This window comes from Paraburkholderia rhizosphaerae (assembly GCF_004366595.1).
Lineage (GTDB): Bacteria > Pseudomonadota > Gammaproteobacteria > Burkholderiales > Burkholderiaceae > Paraburkholderia > Paraburkholderia rhizosphaerae.
This window is the reverse complement of sequence record NZ_SORE01000007.1, coordinates 268,850-285,044: the sequence shown is the minus strand read 5'-3', so window position 1 is coordinate 285,044 and position 16,195 is coordinate 268,850. Positions and strand designations below refer to the sequence as shown.

Genomic DNA, 16,195 nt, shown 5'->3' with positions numbered 1-16,195 from the left:
CGACGGGACATTCCTTTGCGTTCCTGCACATCCGTCGCCGTTAGTAGCGACAAAGCTATCGTCCTATCGTCGCATGAATACGGTACGTGAAGTAAAAATAAATGAAAGGTCAAGCCGTTTGTATAAGCACAAATCAGGATGCGGAAATGGCCTGTGCGGTCGAGTGAATCACCGGTGATTCATCGACGAAAGACGCGGTGCCGCGCCAGGCAAGGCTTGCGCACTGGCGCGTATCAACCGGGATTCAATTCGGTGAGCGTTTCATACGCGCTTGCAGCGTCTTGTCTCAATGTTGCGACATTATTTGCCACGCTACGCGCGGCACAAATCGGGCTTTCCAGCGGCCGGTAGTTTTAACCGTGAACCCATATGCACTGCGGGTTTGCCGACGCTTCAAAGACTTTTTTACCGGCGCCGCCTGGTATTTCCTCTCATGTTTCGCACGCCGCACGCCTTTCAAAAAATGTATCGGCCCCGCAACGTCGGCAACCTGAAAGGCGTTTGCGCAGATGTTCGCCAACGCACGAAACACGGCGCGACAAGGGTTTGCGCGCTGATGGCATACCCATTGCGATAGCTCGGCCACAGCGGATTCGTTGCGGTCCGGAAACACCGGTCGATATATCGAAGGTCAGAGCAGGACATCGGACAGCAACTCGAGGACTTTGCGTTTCGCGGTCGGGGACTACCGCGAAACGTGGAGGCGGCGGGGCCAAATGGGGGGCGACGTCGGAAGAAGAGTGGAGCGAATGGTTCGTATGGCATACGAACCATTCGCGACCACAGGACACAGCAACCAGGGCGGCGAAGCCGATTTTGCCGGTCCACGTTGGGCGGGCAGTTTGCCGATGCGTATCCAGGCGCGGAGGCTTTTTACGGTGGTTCAACTTCACTCTACGGGGGTTAGCATGAAGAACGCTATTCAACAATTTCTGCGTGACGAAGAAGGTGCAGCGGCAATCGAGTATGGCCTGCTGGTGGGGTTGATCTCGGTGATGATTATCGGCGGCGCGACGCTTGCCGGCACGAGCATCAACACGATTTTCGACACGATCTCCAAAGCGCTGGAGACGGCTTCGAAGAACACCGGCACCTGATCGACGCGGCTCCCGCCAAGCCCGCTCTGCCGCGCAAGCAACGCGGCGGGGCAGAGCCGGGCCGGCAGGGTTCACAAGCGCCGCAAAGGTCGCTCGCTTCAGGCCACGCGTCGCGAGTTTTACAGCGCACCGCACACCGGAGACTTCGATGACCGCCGTTCCCTTTCCGCTCGGACCCTGTGTCCTGTTGCTGGTGATCACCGCCGCCGCATGCGACCTGCGTACGCGCCGCATTCCGAACTGGCTGGTCGCGACGGCGTTAGTCGCCGCACTGCCGGCTCAATGGATGCTGCACGGAGCAGTCGATGGCCTTGCTATCTGGTCCGCCGGATGGCTGTTTGGCGGCTTGATCTTCCTGCCGGGATACATGGTGCGCGCGCTCGGCGCCGGCGATGTGAAGTTGATGGCGGCAGTCGGCGCGTGGCTCGGTATCACCGGCGCAATCGAGACTTCGATGATCGCCTGCATGGTCGGCGGCGTCTGGGCGGTAACCGTGATGCTGCTGAAGAGACGCATGAAAGACGGTCTGTCGAACACGTATTCGATGCTGGTATCGGTAACAGGCGGGTGGCGGCAAGCAGTGCAGCAAGGCGAGGTGATGCGAGCGGTGTCCGTCGGCAGGCTGCCGTTCGGCGTCGCGATCGCGATCGGCGCGCTGGGCACGATCGTGTTGAGCGTGCGGTAACGCGAGGCACAGAACACGTACTGAGAGCCAGGTCTGCGCAGACAGACACAGGCTCCGCGAGGGCAGGGGATCCGCGTATCGGGGGACGCGCGGACAACACGCAGTACAAGCCGGCGGTACAAGCATGCGGCACAAGCATGCAGCACCGGCAAACAAGCAGGCAAAGAAGCACGCAGTAAAGCAGGCAGGCGGGAAGGCCGGACACAGATCGGCCAGATTACGGGCAAGAAGCGGGCAAGAAGCGGACTAGAAGCGATACCAAAGCTGACCAGATACGGGGGAAGTCAGATGAACAACGCTCATGGACCGGGCGAGGTTGGGCTGCGCGATATCGATACGCACGATATCGGGTCACGCGGCCATGCATCACAGTCGGCGGGGGTGGGCCGTGCCCCGCAGACGGTGAGCCAGACCGGACTCGACCTGCCGTTTCTCGCCGAGCTGACCGCGAAGGCCGCCGCGGTCGAAGGCAAGATCAGCCTCGCGCATCTGGTGGAGCGCCTGAAGCTGGCGATACCGGTGCTCGACGAAATCACAGGTTTCATGATTCGCGAGCGCCAACTCGAAGTCACACACCGGGGAGCGGCCGACTTCGACGTGCAGTACCAGTTGACCGAAGAGGGCCGCGTACGCGCGATCGGCTATCTCGCGAGATGCGCGTATGTCGGCCCTGCGCCGGTGACACTCGATGCCTATGTGCAGGCCGTCGGCCGGCAGTCGGTCAACCTGATGCGTATCTCGCGTTCGTTCGCGCGCGCGGCGCTGGCGGGGCTGACGCTGACCGAATCGATGGTCGACGAAGTCGGCGGCGCGATGAACTCGGGCCGGCCGATCCTGCTGTACGGTCCGCCGGGAGGCGGTAAGACGCATCTGGCCCAAGCGCTCGCGCGGCTGATGCCGGGCACGATCGACGTGCCGTACGCGTTGCTGATCGATCGCTCGATCGTGCAGGTGTTCGATCCGCTCGTGCATGCGCCGTGCGCGGCCGCGCCGAACGATGACAGCGCAGCCGATGCGTTTGCGCGCCCCAGGGTCACGTCGTTGACGACACCCGCGGACCGCCGCTGGCAGCGCTGCGAACGCCCGGTCGTGATGGCGGGCGGCGAACTGACGCTCGACATGCTCGAGCTCTGCTACGACGCGGGCACCGGCTTCTATCAGGCGCCCGGCCACGTGAAGGCGAACAACGGCCTCTATATTGTCGACGACCTGGGCCGCCAGCGCGTAGCGCCGCAAGACCTGCTGAACCGCTGGATCGCGCCGCTTGGACGCGGCATCGAAACGCTGTCTCTGCATAACGGCGCGCGTTTCCAGCTGCCGTTCGACGTACGCCTCGCGTTCTCCAGCAACCTCACGCCCGAACAGCTCGGCGACGATGCATTCCTGCGGCGTCTGGGCTGCAAGCTCTACGTCGGCCCGCTGCCGCAACACGAGTACCGCGTGCTGTTCACGAACCTGTGCGGCGAATTCGGCGTGCGCTGCGACGACGACGCGTTCGATTTCCTGGTTCACCGGTTACACCAACATGCCCGCCGCGCGCTGCTCGCATGTTATCCGCGCGATCTGCTGAGCCTCGTGGTTGCGCACGCAACGTACCGCGAAGAGCCGCCAATCGCGACACCCGACACGCTGCAGCGTGCATGGAACAGCTATTTCGCCAACACCGGAGTACCGGAGATGTTGCCGGTGCGGCCGAATCACGCGGGCGACGTGATCCGGCGATTCGCAACCGCGTAGTCCGCCGAACGCAACGATCGATATCAAGAATCGAGTAACGGAACAGAGTAGGAGACCCGACATGAACAACTCACGCGCGATATTCATGCTGCTGCTCGCGACGGCGGCGGGCCTGGCGGCGGTGGTCTTCGGCTCGCGCTGGATGATCTCGCAGACGACCTCATCGGCTGCCAAAGTGGTCGTCGCGACGGCCGATATCAGCCTCGGCCAGCGCCTGACGCCGGACGTGCTGAAAGTGGTCGACTGGCCATCGACCAGCGTGCCGCCGGGCACGTTCAGCGACCCACAGAAGCTCGACGGCCGCGTGCTGAAGGAAAGCACGCTGCACGGCGAACCGGTGCTCGAGGCGAAGCTGTCGCCGGTGGGAACGGTCGGCGGTCTGTCGGCGGTGATCAACGAAGGCAAGCGTGCAATCACGGTGCGCGTGAACGACGTGATCGGCGTCGCGGGCTTCGCGTTGCCGGGCAACTATGTCGACATCATCGTCAACACGGAGAAAGAACCGGGCATGGCGAGCGGTTCGCGCGATCAGCACATCTCGAAGATCGTGCTCGAAAAGATTCTGGTGCTCGCGATCGCGCAGGAAGTGGCGCGCGACGAGACCAAGCCGAAAGTGGTCGATGCGGTGACGCTCGAAGTCACGCCGGACCAGGCAGAGAAGATCGATCTTGCCCGCAGCATCGGCACGTTGTCGCTGGTGCTGCGCAACCAGGTCGACCCGAAGGCCACGACGACCGCCGGCGCGACGCGCTCGACGCTGCTCGATGTCGCGGCGCCCGAACCGGCCTCCGCACCCGCACCGGCACCGCGCCCGATCCGCAAGGTGGTGGCGCGCGAGCCCGCGAACTGCGTGCGGGTGATCGTCGGCGGCGAGACGGCGAAAGAGTGTTTCTAGGCTACAAACAACAAGCAACGAACAACGAACAACGAACAACGGACCCGCAACAACAAGCACGCAGTACGCAATACCCAGCAACTCATATAAGCGGTAAAGGCAGCACGTGAACGGGGGAAGGACATGAACGCGAAATCGGCTCGTCTGGCGCATGGCTCGCCAGCACGTGAAGCGAGGATGCAAGGATCGACGGCAGGACGCTTTGCGCTGACCGTCATGTTGGGAACGATCGGCGCGTTCCTGTGGGTGCTCCCGACCGCGCAGGCGGAGAGTATCGGCGACCGGTCCGCGGCTACCGGGCCGATTGGCAGGACAATGCCGGCGGCCGTGATCCAGGCGCCAACCATTCCGGCAACGGTGGCGGCCGCCGACGTGCCGCTGCCGCAGATACCGGTGACGGTCGCCGCGAACACACCGGCTCGCGCCGCGCGCGGCGCTGCTGGCGGAGCCGGCGGCCTGTCGATGGTGAGCGGCGGCAAGGGACCGAACTGCACGGGGACGGTCACCGACCAGAGCACGGTGAACGTACCACTCGGCAAATCGACGCTCGTCAATCTGGGCGAGCCCGTCCGGCAGCGCACGGTCGGCAACCCGGCGATCGTGCAGACGATGCTGGTGTCGCCGGAGACGCTCTATCTGCTCGGCTCCGACATCGGCACGACCAATATGATCGTGCAAGGCAAGAGCGGCTCATGCAGTGTGATCGACGTGGTCGTGGGCGCCGATCCGGCCGGGCTGCAGCAGACCATTCATCGGCTGATGCCGAACGAGCGCGGCGTGCAGGTGATGGCCGCCGGCGACGCGCTGGTGCTGACCGGCTCCGTCAGCGACGCGACGGTAGCGACGCGCATCATCGATCTCGCGCATGCATTCACATCACGCCCGAATTCCGCGCTGCCGGCGCCTGGTGGACACGCAGCCGCAGCATCGGCCGGCGCGGGCCCGCTGCCGATCGCCGGCGTCATGCCGGTCGCGTTCGGCGCCGGCGGCGCGGCGGGCGGACTCAACGGCGGTGCAGACAAGTCGCAGCGCGTGATCAACATGTTGCAGATCGCGTCGCCGCAACAGGTGATGCTCGAAGTGAAAGTCGCCGAAGTATCGAAGACGCTGATCGACCAGCTCGGCGCGCAAGTGAATCTGCAAGGCAGCATCGGCTCCTGGAGTTTCGGTCTGCTCGCGCAATTCCTGTCGGGCGGCCTGGGCATCGCGGCCGCATCGAAAGCGAACAACCTGCCGCTCAATCTCGCGATCGACGCGCAGAAGACCGACCAGCTCGTGAAGATTCTCGCGGAGCCGAACCTGATGGCGATCAGCGGACAGGAGGCGAGCTTCCTCGCGGGCGGCAAGGTGTTTATTCCAGTGCCGCAAAGCAATGGCGGCGGCGGCACGACCATCACGCTGCAGGAAGAGCTGTTCGGTGTCGGCCTCACGTTCACACCGACCGTGCTCGAGAACGGCCGCATCAACCTGAAGGTCGCGCCGGAAGTGTCGGAGCTGTCGCCGACCGGTGTCGCGGTGACCGCGGGCGGCGTCAACAGCACGGCGATCCTGCCGCTCATCACGACGCGCCGCGCGACCACGACCATCCAGGTGTACGACGGCCAGAGCTTCGCGATCGGCGGACTGATCAAGAGCAATGTGACGGGCACGATCAAGGCGCTGCCCGGCGTCGGCGAAGTGCCGGTGCTCGGTGCGCTGTTCCGCAGCACGAATTTCCAGGAAGACAAGACCGAGCTCGTGTTCGTCGTCACGCCGCGCCTCGCTAAACCGCTGCCGAGGGCGTATCCGATGCCCACGGACACTTTCACGCACGTCAACGAAGGAGATGTTTATGCAACCGGCAATATGGAAGGCCGCCAGCCTGCGGCGCCGGCCGCCCCGGCATCGGGTGCGCCCGCCGTCGCGCCTGAACCGTCAGGTAGCGTGCCGGCCAGCCATGGGACGCCCGCGCAGGCCGCTCCGCAGCCGGCCACCGGAGCAGCGGATGCGTTGGGTCAGCAGCCGGTGGCAGGTCCCGCTGGCAGTGCGCAAGCGGACGCTTCGAACCTGAACACGCGCAAGGCCCCGGTTACGCCGCCGCTCGCGCCGGTCACGCCCGCAATGCCTGCCGCACCCGGTACGCCGGCACCACGCCCCAGCCCGTCGTCCGACGCCGCCGCGCTGTCGGTCTCGAGCCCGCCGCAGCCACCCGAGCCCAGCGCCGCAGTCGCAACGCAAATGGCGCGGACCGCCGCGCCCGATGAACCTCGCACGCAGCCGGTCTCGACCGCGCGCGTGGACAGCACACCGCTCGCTGCGCAACCCGACACGCCGCCGGCCTCGCTGCACTGACGAGCTGAACCACCCTGATGGAGACCAGCATGAACACATTCCAGATCCTGCTGCGCATCGCACTCAGCTTCGGCGCATGCACGACGCTCGGCGCATGCATGACGTCGACGCCGGCGTGGGACCGCAACTTCGGCTACGCGGTCACGCAGATCCGTCAAATGCAGACGCTGAACCCGGACGCATCGGACAACACGAACCCGGTCGCGGGCGTCGACGGCCGCGCCGCCGATGCCGCGCAGACCGCGTACGTCAAGTCGTTCACCGCGCCGACGCCGCCGACCAACGTCTTCACAATCGGCGTCGGGGCCGGCAACTAATCCGCGCGCCGGCCCGCGCGGACCGGCCGGCACAGGTGGCGAGGGAGAGCCAACATGATCGATATTCTTCTGGTTTCGGCGAGCGACGCATGCGCGGCTCAGATCACCGCGATGCTGCGCGATAGCGGCGTCGCTCATACGCTTCGAAATGAAACGGGCGCCGCGCGGGCGCTCGCGAAACATGCGTCGCTGATCAGGAAGGCGGATCTGCTGATCATCGAAGACAGCGCTCTTGCGGCCGCGGATCTCGCGGCGATCGAGGAAGCGAGCGCACAGGCACCGAATCTCAGCTGCATGCTGGTGACCGCCGAGGTGTCGACCGACATGCTGAAGGCGGCGATGCGCGCGGGCGTGCGGCATGTGCTGTCCTGGCCGCTCGATGCGACCGCGTTCGCGCGCGAGCTCGCACATGTCGCGAGCAAGAAGAACGCGCACACGCGGCGCGCCGGACGCGTGCTCGCGTTCGCCGCCGGCAAGGGCGGTTGCGGCACGACGCTGCTTACCGCCAATGTCGGCTATGCACTCGCGGCGTCGCGCGACAAGCGCGTGCTGCTGATCGACCTGAACCAGCAATTCGCCGACGCGAATCTGCTGCTGTCGGACAAGGCGCCGCCCGCGACGCTGTACGACCTCGCGACGCAGATCGACCGGCTCGACGCGGCATTTTTCGAAGCGTGCGTCGCGCGCGTGCATCCGAATCTCGATGTGCTCGCGGGCGCGGGCGATCCGGTCAAGGCGGCGGAACTGCGCGCGTCGCATCTGCAGCGCGTGCTCGCGCTGGTGCGCGACCAATACGACATCGTGCTGTGCGACGTTGGCCAGAGCATCAATCCGCTATCCATTCATGTACTCGATCAAAGCGATGCGGTTGGCGTGGTGCTGCAGCAGAGCGTGCCGCATCTGCATGCCACGCGCCGGCTGCTCGATCTGTTCGGTCAGCTCGGCTACGCGTCGAGCAAGACGCGGCTGATCGTCAACCACTACGACAAGCGCGCGCAGGTCGGGCTCGACGCGATCGAGCGCACGCTGGGCACGAAGCCCGCGCATCTGCTGCCGCATGATGCGACAAGCGCCGGTCATGCGGTGAACCAGGGCGTGCCGCTGCACAGCGTTGCGAGGAACGGCGCGCTGACGAAAAGCATCGACGCGCTCGCGACGCTGCTGTGCCCGCTCGACAGCGCGCCGGAAAAGCGGATGTTCGCGCGGCTCTTCGCGGCGAAGCCCGACACGCGGCAGCAACTGAAGCCGAGCCACTAACCGTCACTAACAAACGAAGCGGACCACCGAGCCGGAGACCAGCATGTCACTGCGCGAACAACTTCTGATGCAAAGCGACCTCGTCGCGGATACGCCGGCCGCGGGCACGGCCTCGCCGGCATCGCAGGAAACCAGGGCGGCGCGCCAGGCGTACCAGCAGCTGAAGATGAGCATCCACCAGACGATCATCGAGCGCGTCGAGCTGGACAAGCTGCAGCGGCTATCGCCGGAGCAGGTGAAGCGCGAGCTCGCGCAACTCGTCGAGCGGATCGTCGACGAAGACAAAGTGCCGATGAACGAGGCCGAGCGCAAGCGCCTCGTGCAGGACGTGCAGGACGAAATGCTCGGCCTCGGTCCGCTCGAACCGCTGCTGAACGACCCGACCATCTCGGACATTCTGGTGAACACGTCGCAGCATGTGTACGTCGAGCGGCGCGGCAAGCTCGAGCTGACCGACATCACGTTCTACGACGACGCGCATCTGATGAAGGTGATCGAGCGGATCGTGTCGCGCGTCGGGCGGCGTATCGACGAATCGACGCCGATGGTCGATGCGCGGTTGCCCGACGGTTCGCGCGTGAACGCGATCATTCCGCCGTCGGCGATCGACGGGCCGCTGGTATCGATTCGCCGTTTTGCGGTGAACCCACTGACCGTCGACGACATGCTGAACAACCGCAGCTTTACGCCGGCGATGGCGCAACTGCTCGAAGCGCTGATCAAATCGAAGCTGAACGTGCTGATTTCGGGCGGCACCGGCAGCGGCAAGACGACGCTGCTAAACCTGCTGTCGGGCTTTATTCCAGGCGATGAACGCATCGTGACGATCGAGGACGCCGCCGAACTGCAACTGCGTCAGGAACACGTGCTGCGCCTTGAAACGCGTCCGCCGAATATCGAAGGCAAGGGCGAAATCTCGCAGCGCGCGCTGGTGCGCAACGCGCTGCGGATGCGGCCGGACCGCATTGTGCTTGGCGAAGTGCGCGGCGGCGAGGCGCTCGACATGCTGCACGCGATGAACACCGGGCACGAAGGATCGATGGCGACGCTGCACGCGAATACGCCGCGCGACGCGCTGACGCGCCTTGAAAACATGGTGTCGATGGGCGGCATTGCGATGCCGGTGAAGGCGATGCGCCAGCAGATCGCGTCCGCGGTGTCGGTTGTCGTGCAGGCGTCGCGCCTGACTGACGGACGCCGCAAGCTGATGAGCATTCAGGAGATCACCGGCATGGAAGGCGAAGTGATCAATACGCAGGAGATTTTCACGTTCAAGCGCACCGGCGTCGATCAGGACGGCAGCGTGCGCGGCTATTTCTGCGCGACCGGTGTGCGGCCGAAGTTCTGCGAGCGGCTGGCCGCCTTCGGTCTGTCGTTGCCGGATAGCGTGTTCGATCCGGCGCGGCGCTTCGAAGTGTAACCGCGGCGGATAGACGTCAGGAAAGCGACACAAAGGAGCGGGTCATGAATACGTCGTTTATCGGCTTCGTCGTGCTGCTGTTCATCGCGACGGTGCTGGCGATCGAAGGCTTGTACCTGTGGTGGCACGGCAAGCACGGCGCGCAGGTCAAGCGCGTGAACGCGCGGGTGCGCGCGCTCGCGACTCCGGCGGACGCGAACGCCGGTCCGGGATCGATCCTGAAGAACGGCGGCCTCGACGATGCGTCGTTCACCGCGCGTCTGCTGATGCGTCTGCCACGCGCGCAGGCGTTGCAGCGCGTGCTGCTGCAAGCGGGGCTCGACTGGACCATCAAGCGCTTTTTCGTCTATGTCGGCGCGTGTGCGGGCGGTGCGTTCGGCGTCGCGCTGGTGATGCATCAGCCGCTGTTCATTGCGCTCGTGCTCACCGCGTTGTGCGCGCCGATGCCGTGGTGGGTCGTGCGGAGCAAGCGTGCGAAGCGCATGAAGCTGCTCGAACAGCAGCTACCGGAAGCCGCCGACCTCGTCGCGCGCGCGATGCTCGCCGGCCATTCGTTTCCGAGTGCGCTCGGCATGGTCGGCGATGAAATGCCGCAGCCGCTTGGCGGCGAGTTCAAGCTCGCCTTCGATGAGATCAACTTCGGCGCATCGATGAGCGACGCGCTGCAAAACATGGTGTCGCGCGTGCCGCTCGACGACCTGCGCTACTTCGTGATTGCGGTGTTGATCCAGCGCGAAGCGGGCGGCAATCTCGCGGAGATTCTGAACAACATCAGCATGATCATTCGCGAGCGCCTGAAACTGCTCGGCAAGGTGCGCGTGCTGTCGGCCGAAGGGCGGCTGTCCGCATGGATTCTGTGCCTGCTGCCGTTCGCGCTCGGCGGCGTGATCATGCTGATCAACCCGGGGCTGATGCGCATTTTCTGGACCGACGTGGCCGGCATGAAGCTCGCGTCGACGGCCCTCGTGTTCATGCTGTCAGGCATTTTCTGGTCACGCAAGATCGTGCGGATCCACGTATGAGATTCGCGCAACAACGACAACGATTGAACGGGGGCGGGGCAACCGGAAGCTTATGAGAGTCGACCAGATCGTGGTGCTTGTGCTGGTGTTCGTGATCGTCTTCAGCGCGGTCCTCAAAGGGATGAGCCTGCTGCGGCCCGATCCGCTGAAGCGGCGCATCGGCCAGATCGGCGTGCCGGCGGGCGACATCGATCCGCAAGCGGGTCTGCAACCGGGCCTGCAAGCGGATGACGGCAAGTGGGTCGAGAAATTCGCACGGGTGTCGTCGCGTGTCGCGAAGTTCTCGTTGCCGAAGGAAAACTGGAACGACTCGCTGCTGCGCGTGCGTTTTCTGAATGCGGGGCTGCGCAGCGAATCGGCGCCCGCGATCTACTTTGGCGCGAAGACGATGCTGGCGTTGGCGCTGCCCGCGATCGCGCTGCTGTCGCTGTCGGCGAAGCTGCACGGCGCGCCGCCTGCGTTTGTGCTGGCAACCGTGCTCGGCGCATCGGCGTTCGGGTTCTATCTGCCCAACGGCGTGCTCGCGCGCCTGATCGAGCGGCGCAAACTGATGCTGTTCGAAGACCTGCCCGACGCGGTCGATCTGATGACCGTCTGCGTCGAAGCGGGTCTTGGCTTTGACGCGGCGCTCGCGCGCGTCACGGAAGAAATCGGCACGCGCAGCAAGGCGCTGCGCGACGAATTCGAACTGGTGCTGCTCGAACTGCGCGCGGGCTCGGGCCGCGACAAGGCGCTGCGCAACCTCGCGCTGCGCACCGGCGTCGAGGACATCGACACCTTGAGCACGATGCTGATCCAGGCGGACCGCTTCGGCACGAGCATCGGCGAGTCCCTGCGCGTGTACACCGACAACCTGCGCACGAAGCGCCGCCTGCGTGCGGAGGAGAAGGCCGCGAAGATCGCGCTGAAGCTGCTGTTTCCGCTGATCTTCTTTATTTTCCCGACGCTGCTGATCGTGCTGATCGGCCCGGCCGCCATCCAGACGATGCGGATGCTCGCGCCGGCCGTCCAGCGTATCGGCGGCTAACGCGGATTGTGGCGCGCACGAACGCGAAGCGACAAGGAGCGAACATGAACATGCGCTTGCCGATGCGACACAAACACGGACGACACCACCGCCCGGGAACGCAACGAACGCCACGAACCATCGTCGCGCGTTGCCGGCAGCGCGGCGCGGCCGCGGTCGAATTCGCGCTGATCGCACCATTGCTGTTCCTGCTGCTGTTTGTCGGACTGGACCTGTGCATCTCGCTGTGGGTGAACCTGACGATGCAATACGCGGTGCGCGAGGGCGCGCGCTACGCGGTCACCGGCCAGAGCAATCTCGACCCGAACGCATCGAACCGGCAGCGCTATCTCGCGGTGATCCAGGAAATCAGAAACAGCTCGATGGGTCTGTACGACATGGTGTCGCCGAGCTACACGATCACGGTGAACGGCAAGAGCAACAACTACGCGGCGCAAGGCAGCTACTCGAACACGATGTTCGGCAATCCGGGCGACATCATCGTGCTGCAGGTGAATTGCTCGTGGCCGCTGTTGACGCCGCTGGCTCGGCCGTTCTTCGCGAACGGGCTGTACACGTTCAGCGTTGCAGCGACGATGCGCAATGAAGGTTTCTCAGGAGGTTGATGCGATGAGCCACCCGATGAACCCACGACCGAACCGTGAACGCAAACGCCGGGGCGCTCGCGCCACGACGCGTCGCCAACGCGGCACCGCGGCGATCGAAATGGCGCTGCTGCTGCCCATTCTCGTCGCGATCGCGCTGCCGGTGGTCGACTTCGCGCGCAACATGCAGGCGCAGATGATTCTGATCAACGTCAGCCGGGAAGGCGCGAACCTCGCATCGCGCGCGTCGCTGACGTTCCCGATGCAAACGATCATGTCGTCGCTGACGATGACGACGCCGCCGCTCAATATGAGCGCGAACGGGATGATCTACATCACGCAGATTATCGGCAACAACAATTGCGATGCAAACGGCAACAATTGCACTGGCGTCGTGGTCGCGCAGTACCGCTGGAACGGCGGCAACGACGCGGCCGCGTCGAGCAAGCTGTGGAACTGCGGCAGCAGCGGCGGTACGTCATGGTCGACCGACGGCACGGGCAGTTGCGCGGGGCTGCCGAGCCCCGGCAAGAATTCGCCGCAGGTTGCATTGTTGCAGGGGCAACTATCGAACGGACAGATTGCATACGCAGTCGAGGCGTTTTACGTACAGCCGCCGCTGATCGGCGGGATGAACCTGAGTTCGATACTGAATACGCCGGCGCTGTCGCCGGATCTGTATGCGATGACGGTTTTCTGATTGTTGAATACGCTCCGGATAAAGAGCGATGCGGGGGGATGCCGTGAGAACAACTTCGAAAAAGCGCCAGCAAGGCGCGGTCAGCATCGTCGTGGTGTTGTCGCTCACGACGATGCTTATGTGCCTCGGTCTCGCGCTCGACGCCGGTCTCGGTTATATGGTGAAGGCCAAGCTGGACGCGGCGGCCGACGGCGCCGCGATCGCCGCGGGCCAGTCGGTCACGCGCGGCAACACGCCTGATCAACAGAAGGCGAACGCGCAGCAGGCGGCCACCGCGTTTTTCGCGGCGAATTATCCGAGCGGCTTCCTCAATTCGACGGCAACGCTGCAGACGCCTTCGGTTGTGTTCAACAACGGCACGGTGACGATCGATATTGCCGCGCAGGCGCGGGTGCCGACCACGTTCATGCAGTTGATCGGTTACAAGTCGCTGTCGGTTGCGACCTCGTCCGAATCGATTCGACGCGATCTGGATATGGCGTTCGTCGTCGATACGACGACCTCGATGAACAACTCGACTGTGCAAAAAGCGGTGCGCGCCAGTTCGATCGATTTTCTGAACAGCTTCGACATCACGAACGATCGCGTCGCGCTGATGCATTTCGCAACCGGCACCGTCGTTGACGTGCCGTTCAAGAATGCCAATGCACGCGGCTTCGATCGCGCGACAATGACCACGAAGATCAACGGTTACTCGTTCAACGGCAACACGAATTCGGAAGAGGCGATGTGGAATGCGCGCTGGCAACTGAACCACGTGATCACGCAGCCATCGAGCCTGCGTGTGATCGTATTCTTTTCGGACGGCGCGCCGAACAGCTTCTCATCCACCTTTCCGATGACGAAATCGAGTTGCACGACGAATACCGGCACCGTCGTATCGTCCGACGATCCGCCGACCGGCTCGGGCCAGACCGATAACCCGGGCGGACTGTATCAGCTCGGCGTGCAGACGAGCCAGGCGATGTCAGGTACCTGCTACGACAAGACCGCGGCGACTGTCGACCACTTGCCCGCGAATTACAACGCGCATGCAGCGTCCGAGCCGAGCGTGACATTCCCGATTGTCACGAACTCGCCGCGCGTCGTTACACAGGCGATGAATGGCGCGAGCTACAAGGTGCGTTACCAGAACATCAATCGCGCATCGCGCAACCTGCTCGAAGCGATGGCCGCGCAGGCGCGTTCGGAAGGTATCTATGTGTTCGCGCTCGGCTACGGATCGCTGCTGACGGTGGGCAAAGGCGCGGACGGCGAGAAGGGCGAGGACATCCTCAAATGCATCGCGAATGTCGCGGATGGCCCGTCGCGCTGCTACAACCCGAAGCAGCCGGTTGGCGTTTATTGTTATGCGGCGACCGCGAATGACATCAAGCCGTGTTATTCGCAACTGGCGTCACAGATTCTGCGTATCTCGAAGTAGACGGTGGCCGCCGTGCCTGACGAAAACAGCGACAGCCCGAAGGAGGAAAGAACGATGCAAATGATCGATGAAACGGTGCGCTTCACTACGTCGCTGGCGGAAGATTCGCTGAACCCGGCGCACGCGCGGTTCACACGCCGCCATGGCGGCGCGCCGTGGATCGCGCTGCTGAAAGGATGCGCGTACACGGCTGCCGCCGTCGCGATTCTGTTCTTCACCTATCAGTTCTTCTCGCGCTGACACTGACATCAACGCCGACGCGGGCGCCGGCGCGATGCGGCCACCCGCCTCGCCGCGCGCCGTGCCGCTGCGCGTGACACGAAGGTACGCTATCGTGTGAGACCGCCCACCGGTTCTGCCGTGCCGCGTCCGGCTGCAACCCCGGCGGGCTTCGTTTCGTCAACGGAGAAGCACGATGGCAGAGCATGCAGAGGGGGGCGGTGCGCACACGCCGCACGCACAGGCGAAACAGCCGTCATCCGGCAGCGGGCTGCGCGGCGACATCCGGGGACAGGTCGTGCTGGTGCTGCAAGGCGGCGGTGCGCTGGGCGCCTACCAGGCCGGCGTGTTTCACGCGTTGCATGACGCGGGCATCGAGCCCGACTGGGTCATCGGCACGTCAATCGGTGCGATCAATGGCGCGATTATTGCCGGCAATCCGCCGGAAAAACGGCTCGTGCGACTGCGTGAATTCTGGAACCGCGTCACATGGAACGACGGCTGCATGACCGCGATGAACGCGCTGGCGCCGCTTATGTGCGGCTTGCCCGCGAGCTTTATCGAATGGCTGCGCGATGCGTCGATCGTCACGCACGGCATCCCGTCATTCTTCACACCGCGCGCCGATGCATGGTTCGGCCTCTATGGCGCGGTCGGCCCCGAGCGCGCCGCGTTCTATCACACCGAGCCGCTGCGCGAAACGCTCGCGTCGCTGGTCGATTTCGATTGCCTGAACGCGCGGCAGATGCGCCTGACGGTCGGCACGGTCGGCGTGAGCAGCGGGCATATGCATTACTTCACGAATCGCGACGCGCCGCTCGCGGTCGATCATGTGATGGCGTCCGCCGCGTTTCCGCCGGGTTTTCCATCGGTGCGCATCGGCGGCGAAGCGTTCTGGGATGGCGGCATCTATTCGAATACGCCGCTCGAAGCGGTGCTCGACGACCGGCCGCGCCGCGATTCGGTGATCTTCACCGTGCAGTTGTGGCCCGTGCATGGGCCGGAACCGCTGTCGATTCGCGAAGCGATGACACGTCAGCGCGACATCCAGTATTCGAGCCGCGCGGAAAGTCATCTCGAACGACAGAAGCAGATTCACAACCTGCGTCACGTGATTCGCGAACTGGGCAAGCACATGACGACAGAGCAGCGCGATAGCGATGCGGTGAAGCAGTTGCTCGACTGGGGCTGCGGCACCACGATGCAGGTGATCGAACTGGATGCGCCGCGTTCGTGTGGCCATGACCTGCACAAGGACATCGACTTTTCGGCGATCGGCATCGAACGGCGCTGGACGGCCGGCTACGACGATACGCGCAGGATGATCGCGCGTGCGCCGTGGTGCGTCGAACTCGATCCGATGGAAGGGATCGCGGTGCATCGTTCCGATCCGGCCGCGGTGTGACGCAATGCGCAATGTATGTCTGTGTTCCGCGTCGTGGTCGGCGCAGGGTTAGACGTGCGTAGCGCGCGGATATTGC

At 64.3% G+C, this 16,195-nt stretch carries 15 protein-coding genes; all 15 read left to right on the top strand.

Features of this window, described 5'->3' with window-relative positions:
- Nucleotides 1–908: 908 nt before the first annotated feature.
- The 15 genes from BX592_RS12005 to BX592_RS11935 all read left to right on the top strand — a co-directional run bounded on the left by BX592_RS12005 (nucleotide 909) and on the right by BX592_RS11935 (nucleotide 16,119).
- Nucleotides 909–1,097: a Flp family type IVb pilin gene (locus BX592_RS12005; RefSeq protein ID WP_134192022.1), complete on the top strand. Its 189-nt coding sequence runs from the start codon at nucleotides 909–911 to the stop codon at nucleotides 1,095–1,097.
- 148 nt (nucleotides 1,098–1,245) lie between these two features.
- Nucleotides 1,246–1,782 (top strand): A24 family peptidase, encoded by a 537-nt coding sequence (locus BX592_RS12000; RefSeq protein WP_134191981.1) that lies wholly within the window; start codon nucleotides 1,246–1,248, stop codon nucleotides 1,780–1,782.
- A gap of 288 nt (nucleotides 1,783–2,070) precedes the next feature.
- On the top strand, nucleotides 2,071–3,519 hold the full coding sequence (locus tag BX592_RS11995; protein WP_208327890.1) for an ATP-binding protein: 1,449 nt from the start codon (nucleotides 2,071–2,073) through the stop codon (nucleotides 3,517–3,519).
- A 61-nt stretch (nucleotides 3,520–3,580) separates the two neighbouring features.
- A complete protein-coding gene (cpaB, locus tag BX592_RS11990) occupies nucleotides 3,581–4,414 on the top strand; it encodes a Flp pilus assembly protein CpaB (protein ID WP_134191980.1) in 834 nt (277 codons plus the stop codon).
- A gap of 315 nt (nucleotides 4,415–4,729) precedes the next feature.
- Nucleotides 4,730–6,745 carry a type II and III secretion system protein family protein gene (locus BX592_RS11985; protein WP_481859740.1) on the top strand — a complete coding sequence of 672 codons (2,016 nt, stop codon included), beginning with the start codon at nucleotides 4,730–4,732 and terminating at the stop codon, nucleotides 6,743–6,745.
- 29 nt (nucleotides 6,746–6,774) lie between these two features.
- On the top strand, nucleotides 6,775–7,062 hold the full coding sequence (locus BX592_RS11980) for a hypothetical protein (RefSeq protein WP_134191979.1): 288 nt from the start codon (nucleotides 6,775–6,777) through the stop codon (nucleotides 7,060–7,062).
- A 54-nt stretch (nucleotides 7,063–7,116) separates the two neighbouring features.
- On the top strand, nucleotides 7,117–8,319 hold the full coding sequence (locus BX592_RS11975) for a CpaE/TadZ family protein (RefSeq protein ID WP_134191978.1): 1,203 nt from the start codon (nucleotides 7,117–7,119) through the stop codon (nucleotides 8,317–8,319).
- Nucleotides 8,320–8,362: 43 nt separating this feature from the next.
- Complete coding sequence (locus BX592_RS11970) at nucleotides 8,363–9,739, top strand: TadA family conjugal transfer-associated ATPase (RefSeq protein WP_134191977.1); 1,377 nt, start codon at nucleotides 8,363–8,365, stop codon at nucleotides 9,737–9,739.
- A gap of 44 nt (nucleotides 9,740–9,783) precedes the next feature.
- Entirely contained in the window at nucleotides 9,784–10,761 is a 978-nt protein-coding gene (locus BX592_RS11965) for a type II secretion system F family protein (protein ID WP_134191976.1), read from the top strand.
- A 52-nt stretch (nucleotides 10,762–10,813) separates the two neighbouring features.
- On the top strand, nucleotides 10,814–11,788 hold the full coding sequence (locus BX592_RS11960; RefSeq protein WP_134191975.1) for a type II secretion system F family protein: 975 nt from the start codon (nucleotides 10,814–10,816) through the stop codon (nucleotides 11,786–11,788).
- Between the two features lie 44 nt (nucleotides 11,789–11,832).
- Complete coding sequence (locus BX592_RS11955; protein ID WP_243849484.1) at nucleotides 11,833–12,393, top strand: TadE/TadG family type IV pilus assembly protein; 561 nt, start codon at nucleotides 11,833–11,835, stop codon at nucleotides 12,391–12,393.
- A gap of 16 nt (nucleotides 12,394–12,409) precedes the next feature.
- Nucleotides 12,410–13,072, top strand: a complete 663-nt coding sequence (locus BX592_RS11950) for a TadE/TadG family type IV pilus assembly protein (RefSeq protein ID WP_134191974.1) — start codon at nucleotides 12,410–12,412, stop codon at nucleotides 13,070–13,072.
- Nucleotides 13,073–13,115: 43 nt separating this feature from the next.
- Nucleotides 13,116–14,495 carry a vWA domain-containing protein gene (locus tag BX592_RS11945; RefSeq protein WP_243849482.1) on the top strand — a complete coding sequence of 460 codons (1,380 nt, stop codon included), beginning with the start codon at nucleotides 13,116–13,118 and terminating at the stop codon, nucleotides 14,493–14,495.
- Between the two features lie 54 nt (nucleotides 14,496–14,549).
- Nucleotides 14,550–14,735, top strand: coding sequence for a hypothetical protein (locus BX592_RS11940; protein WP_134191972.1), 186 nt, complete (start codon nucleotides 14,550–14,552; stop codon nucleotides 14,733–14,735).
- Nucleotides 14,736–14,910: 175 nt separating this feature from the next.
- Entirely contained in the window at nucleotides 14,911–16,119 is a 1,209-nt protein-coding gene (locus BX592_RS11935) for a patatin-like phospholipase family protein (protein WP_134191971.1), read from the top strand.
- Nucleotides 16,120–16,195: the final 76 nt, after the last annotated feature.

What these genes read in the sequence shown, in the direction of transcription:
- BX592_RS12000 (WP_134191981.1), top strand. Translation starts at nt 1,246, where the DNA reads ATGACCGCCGTTCCCTTTCCGCTCGGACCCTGTGTCCTGTTGCTGGTG.
- BX592_RS11980 (WP_134191979.1), top strand. Translation starts at nt 6,775, where the DNA reads ATGAACACATTCCAGATCCTGCTGCGCATCGCACTCAGCTTCGGCGCA.
- BX592_RS11995 (WP_208327890.1), top strand. Translation starts at nt 2,071, where the DNA reads ATGAACAACGCTCATGGACCGGGCGAGGTTGGGCTGCGCGATATCGAT.
- BX592_RS11985 (WP_481859740.1), top strand. Translation starts at nt 4,730, where the DNA reads ATGCCGGCGGCCGTGATCCAGGCGCCAACCATTCCGGCAACGGTGGCG.
- BX592_RS11950 (WP_134191974.1), top strand. Translation starts at nt 12,410, where the DNA reads ATGAACCCACGACCGAACCGTGAACGCAAACGCCGGGGCGCTCGCGCC.
- cpaB (WP_134191980.1), top strand. Translation starts at nt 3,581, where the DNA reads ATGAACAACTCACGCGCGATATTCATGCTGCTGCTCGCGACGGCGGCG.
- BX592_RS11965 (WP_134191976.1), top strand. Translation starts at nt 9,784, where the DNA reads ATGAATACGTCGTTTATCGGCTTCGTCGTGCTGCTGTTCATCGCGACG.
- BX592_RS11975 (WP_134191978.1), top strand. Translation starts at nt 7,117, where the DNA reads ATGATCGATATTCTTCTGGTTTCGGCGAGCGACGCATGCGCGGCTCAG.
- BX592_RS11940 (WP_134191972.1), top strand. Translation starts at nt 14,550, where the DNA reads ATGCAAATGATCGATGAAACGGTGCGCTTCACTACGTCGCTGGCGGAA.
- BX592_RS11960 (WP_134191975.1), top strand. Translation starts at nt 10,814, where the DNA reads ATGAGAGTCGACCAGATCGTGGTGCTTGTGCTGGTGTTCGTGATCGTC.
- BX592_RS11935 (WP_134191971.1), top strand. Translation starts at nt 14,911, where the DNA reads ATGGCAGAGCATGCAGAGGGGGGCGGTGCGCACACGCCGCACGCACAG.
- BX592_RS12005 (WP_134192022.1), top strand. Translation starts at nt 909, where the DNA reads ATGAAGAACGCTATTCAACAATTTCTGCGTGACGAAGAAGGTGCAGCG.
- BX592_RS11970 (WP_134191977.1), top strand. Translation starts at nt 8,363, where the DNA reads ATGTCACTGCGCGAACAACTTCTGATGCAAAGCGACCTCGTCGCGGAT.
- BX592_RS11955 (WP_243849484.1), top strand. Translation starts at nt 11,833, where the DNA reads ATGAACATGCGCTTGCCGATGCGACACAAACACGGACGACACCACCGC.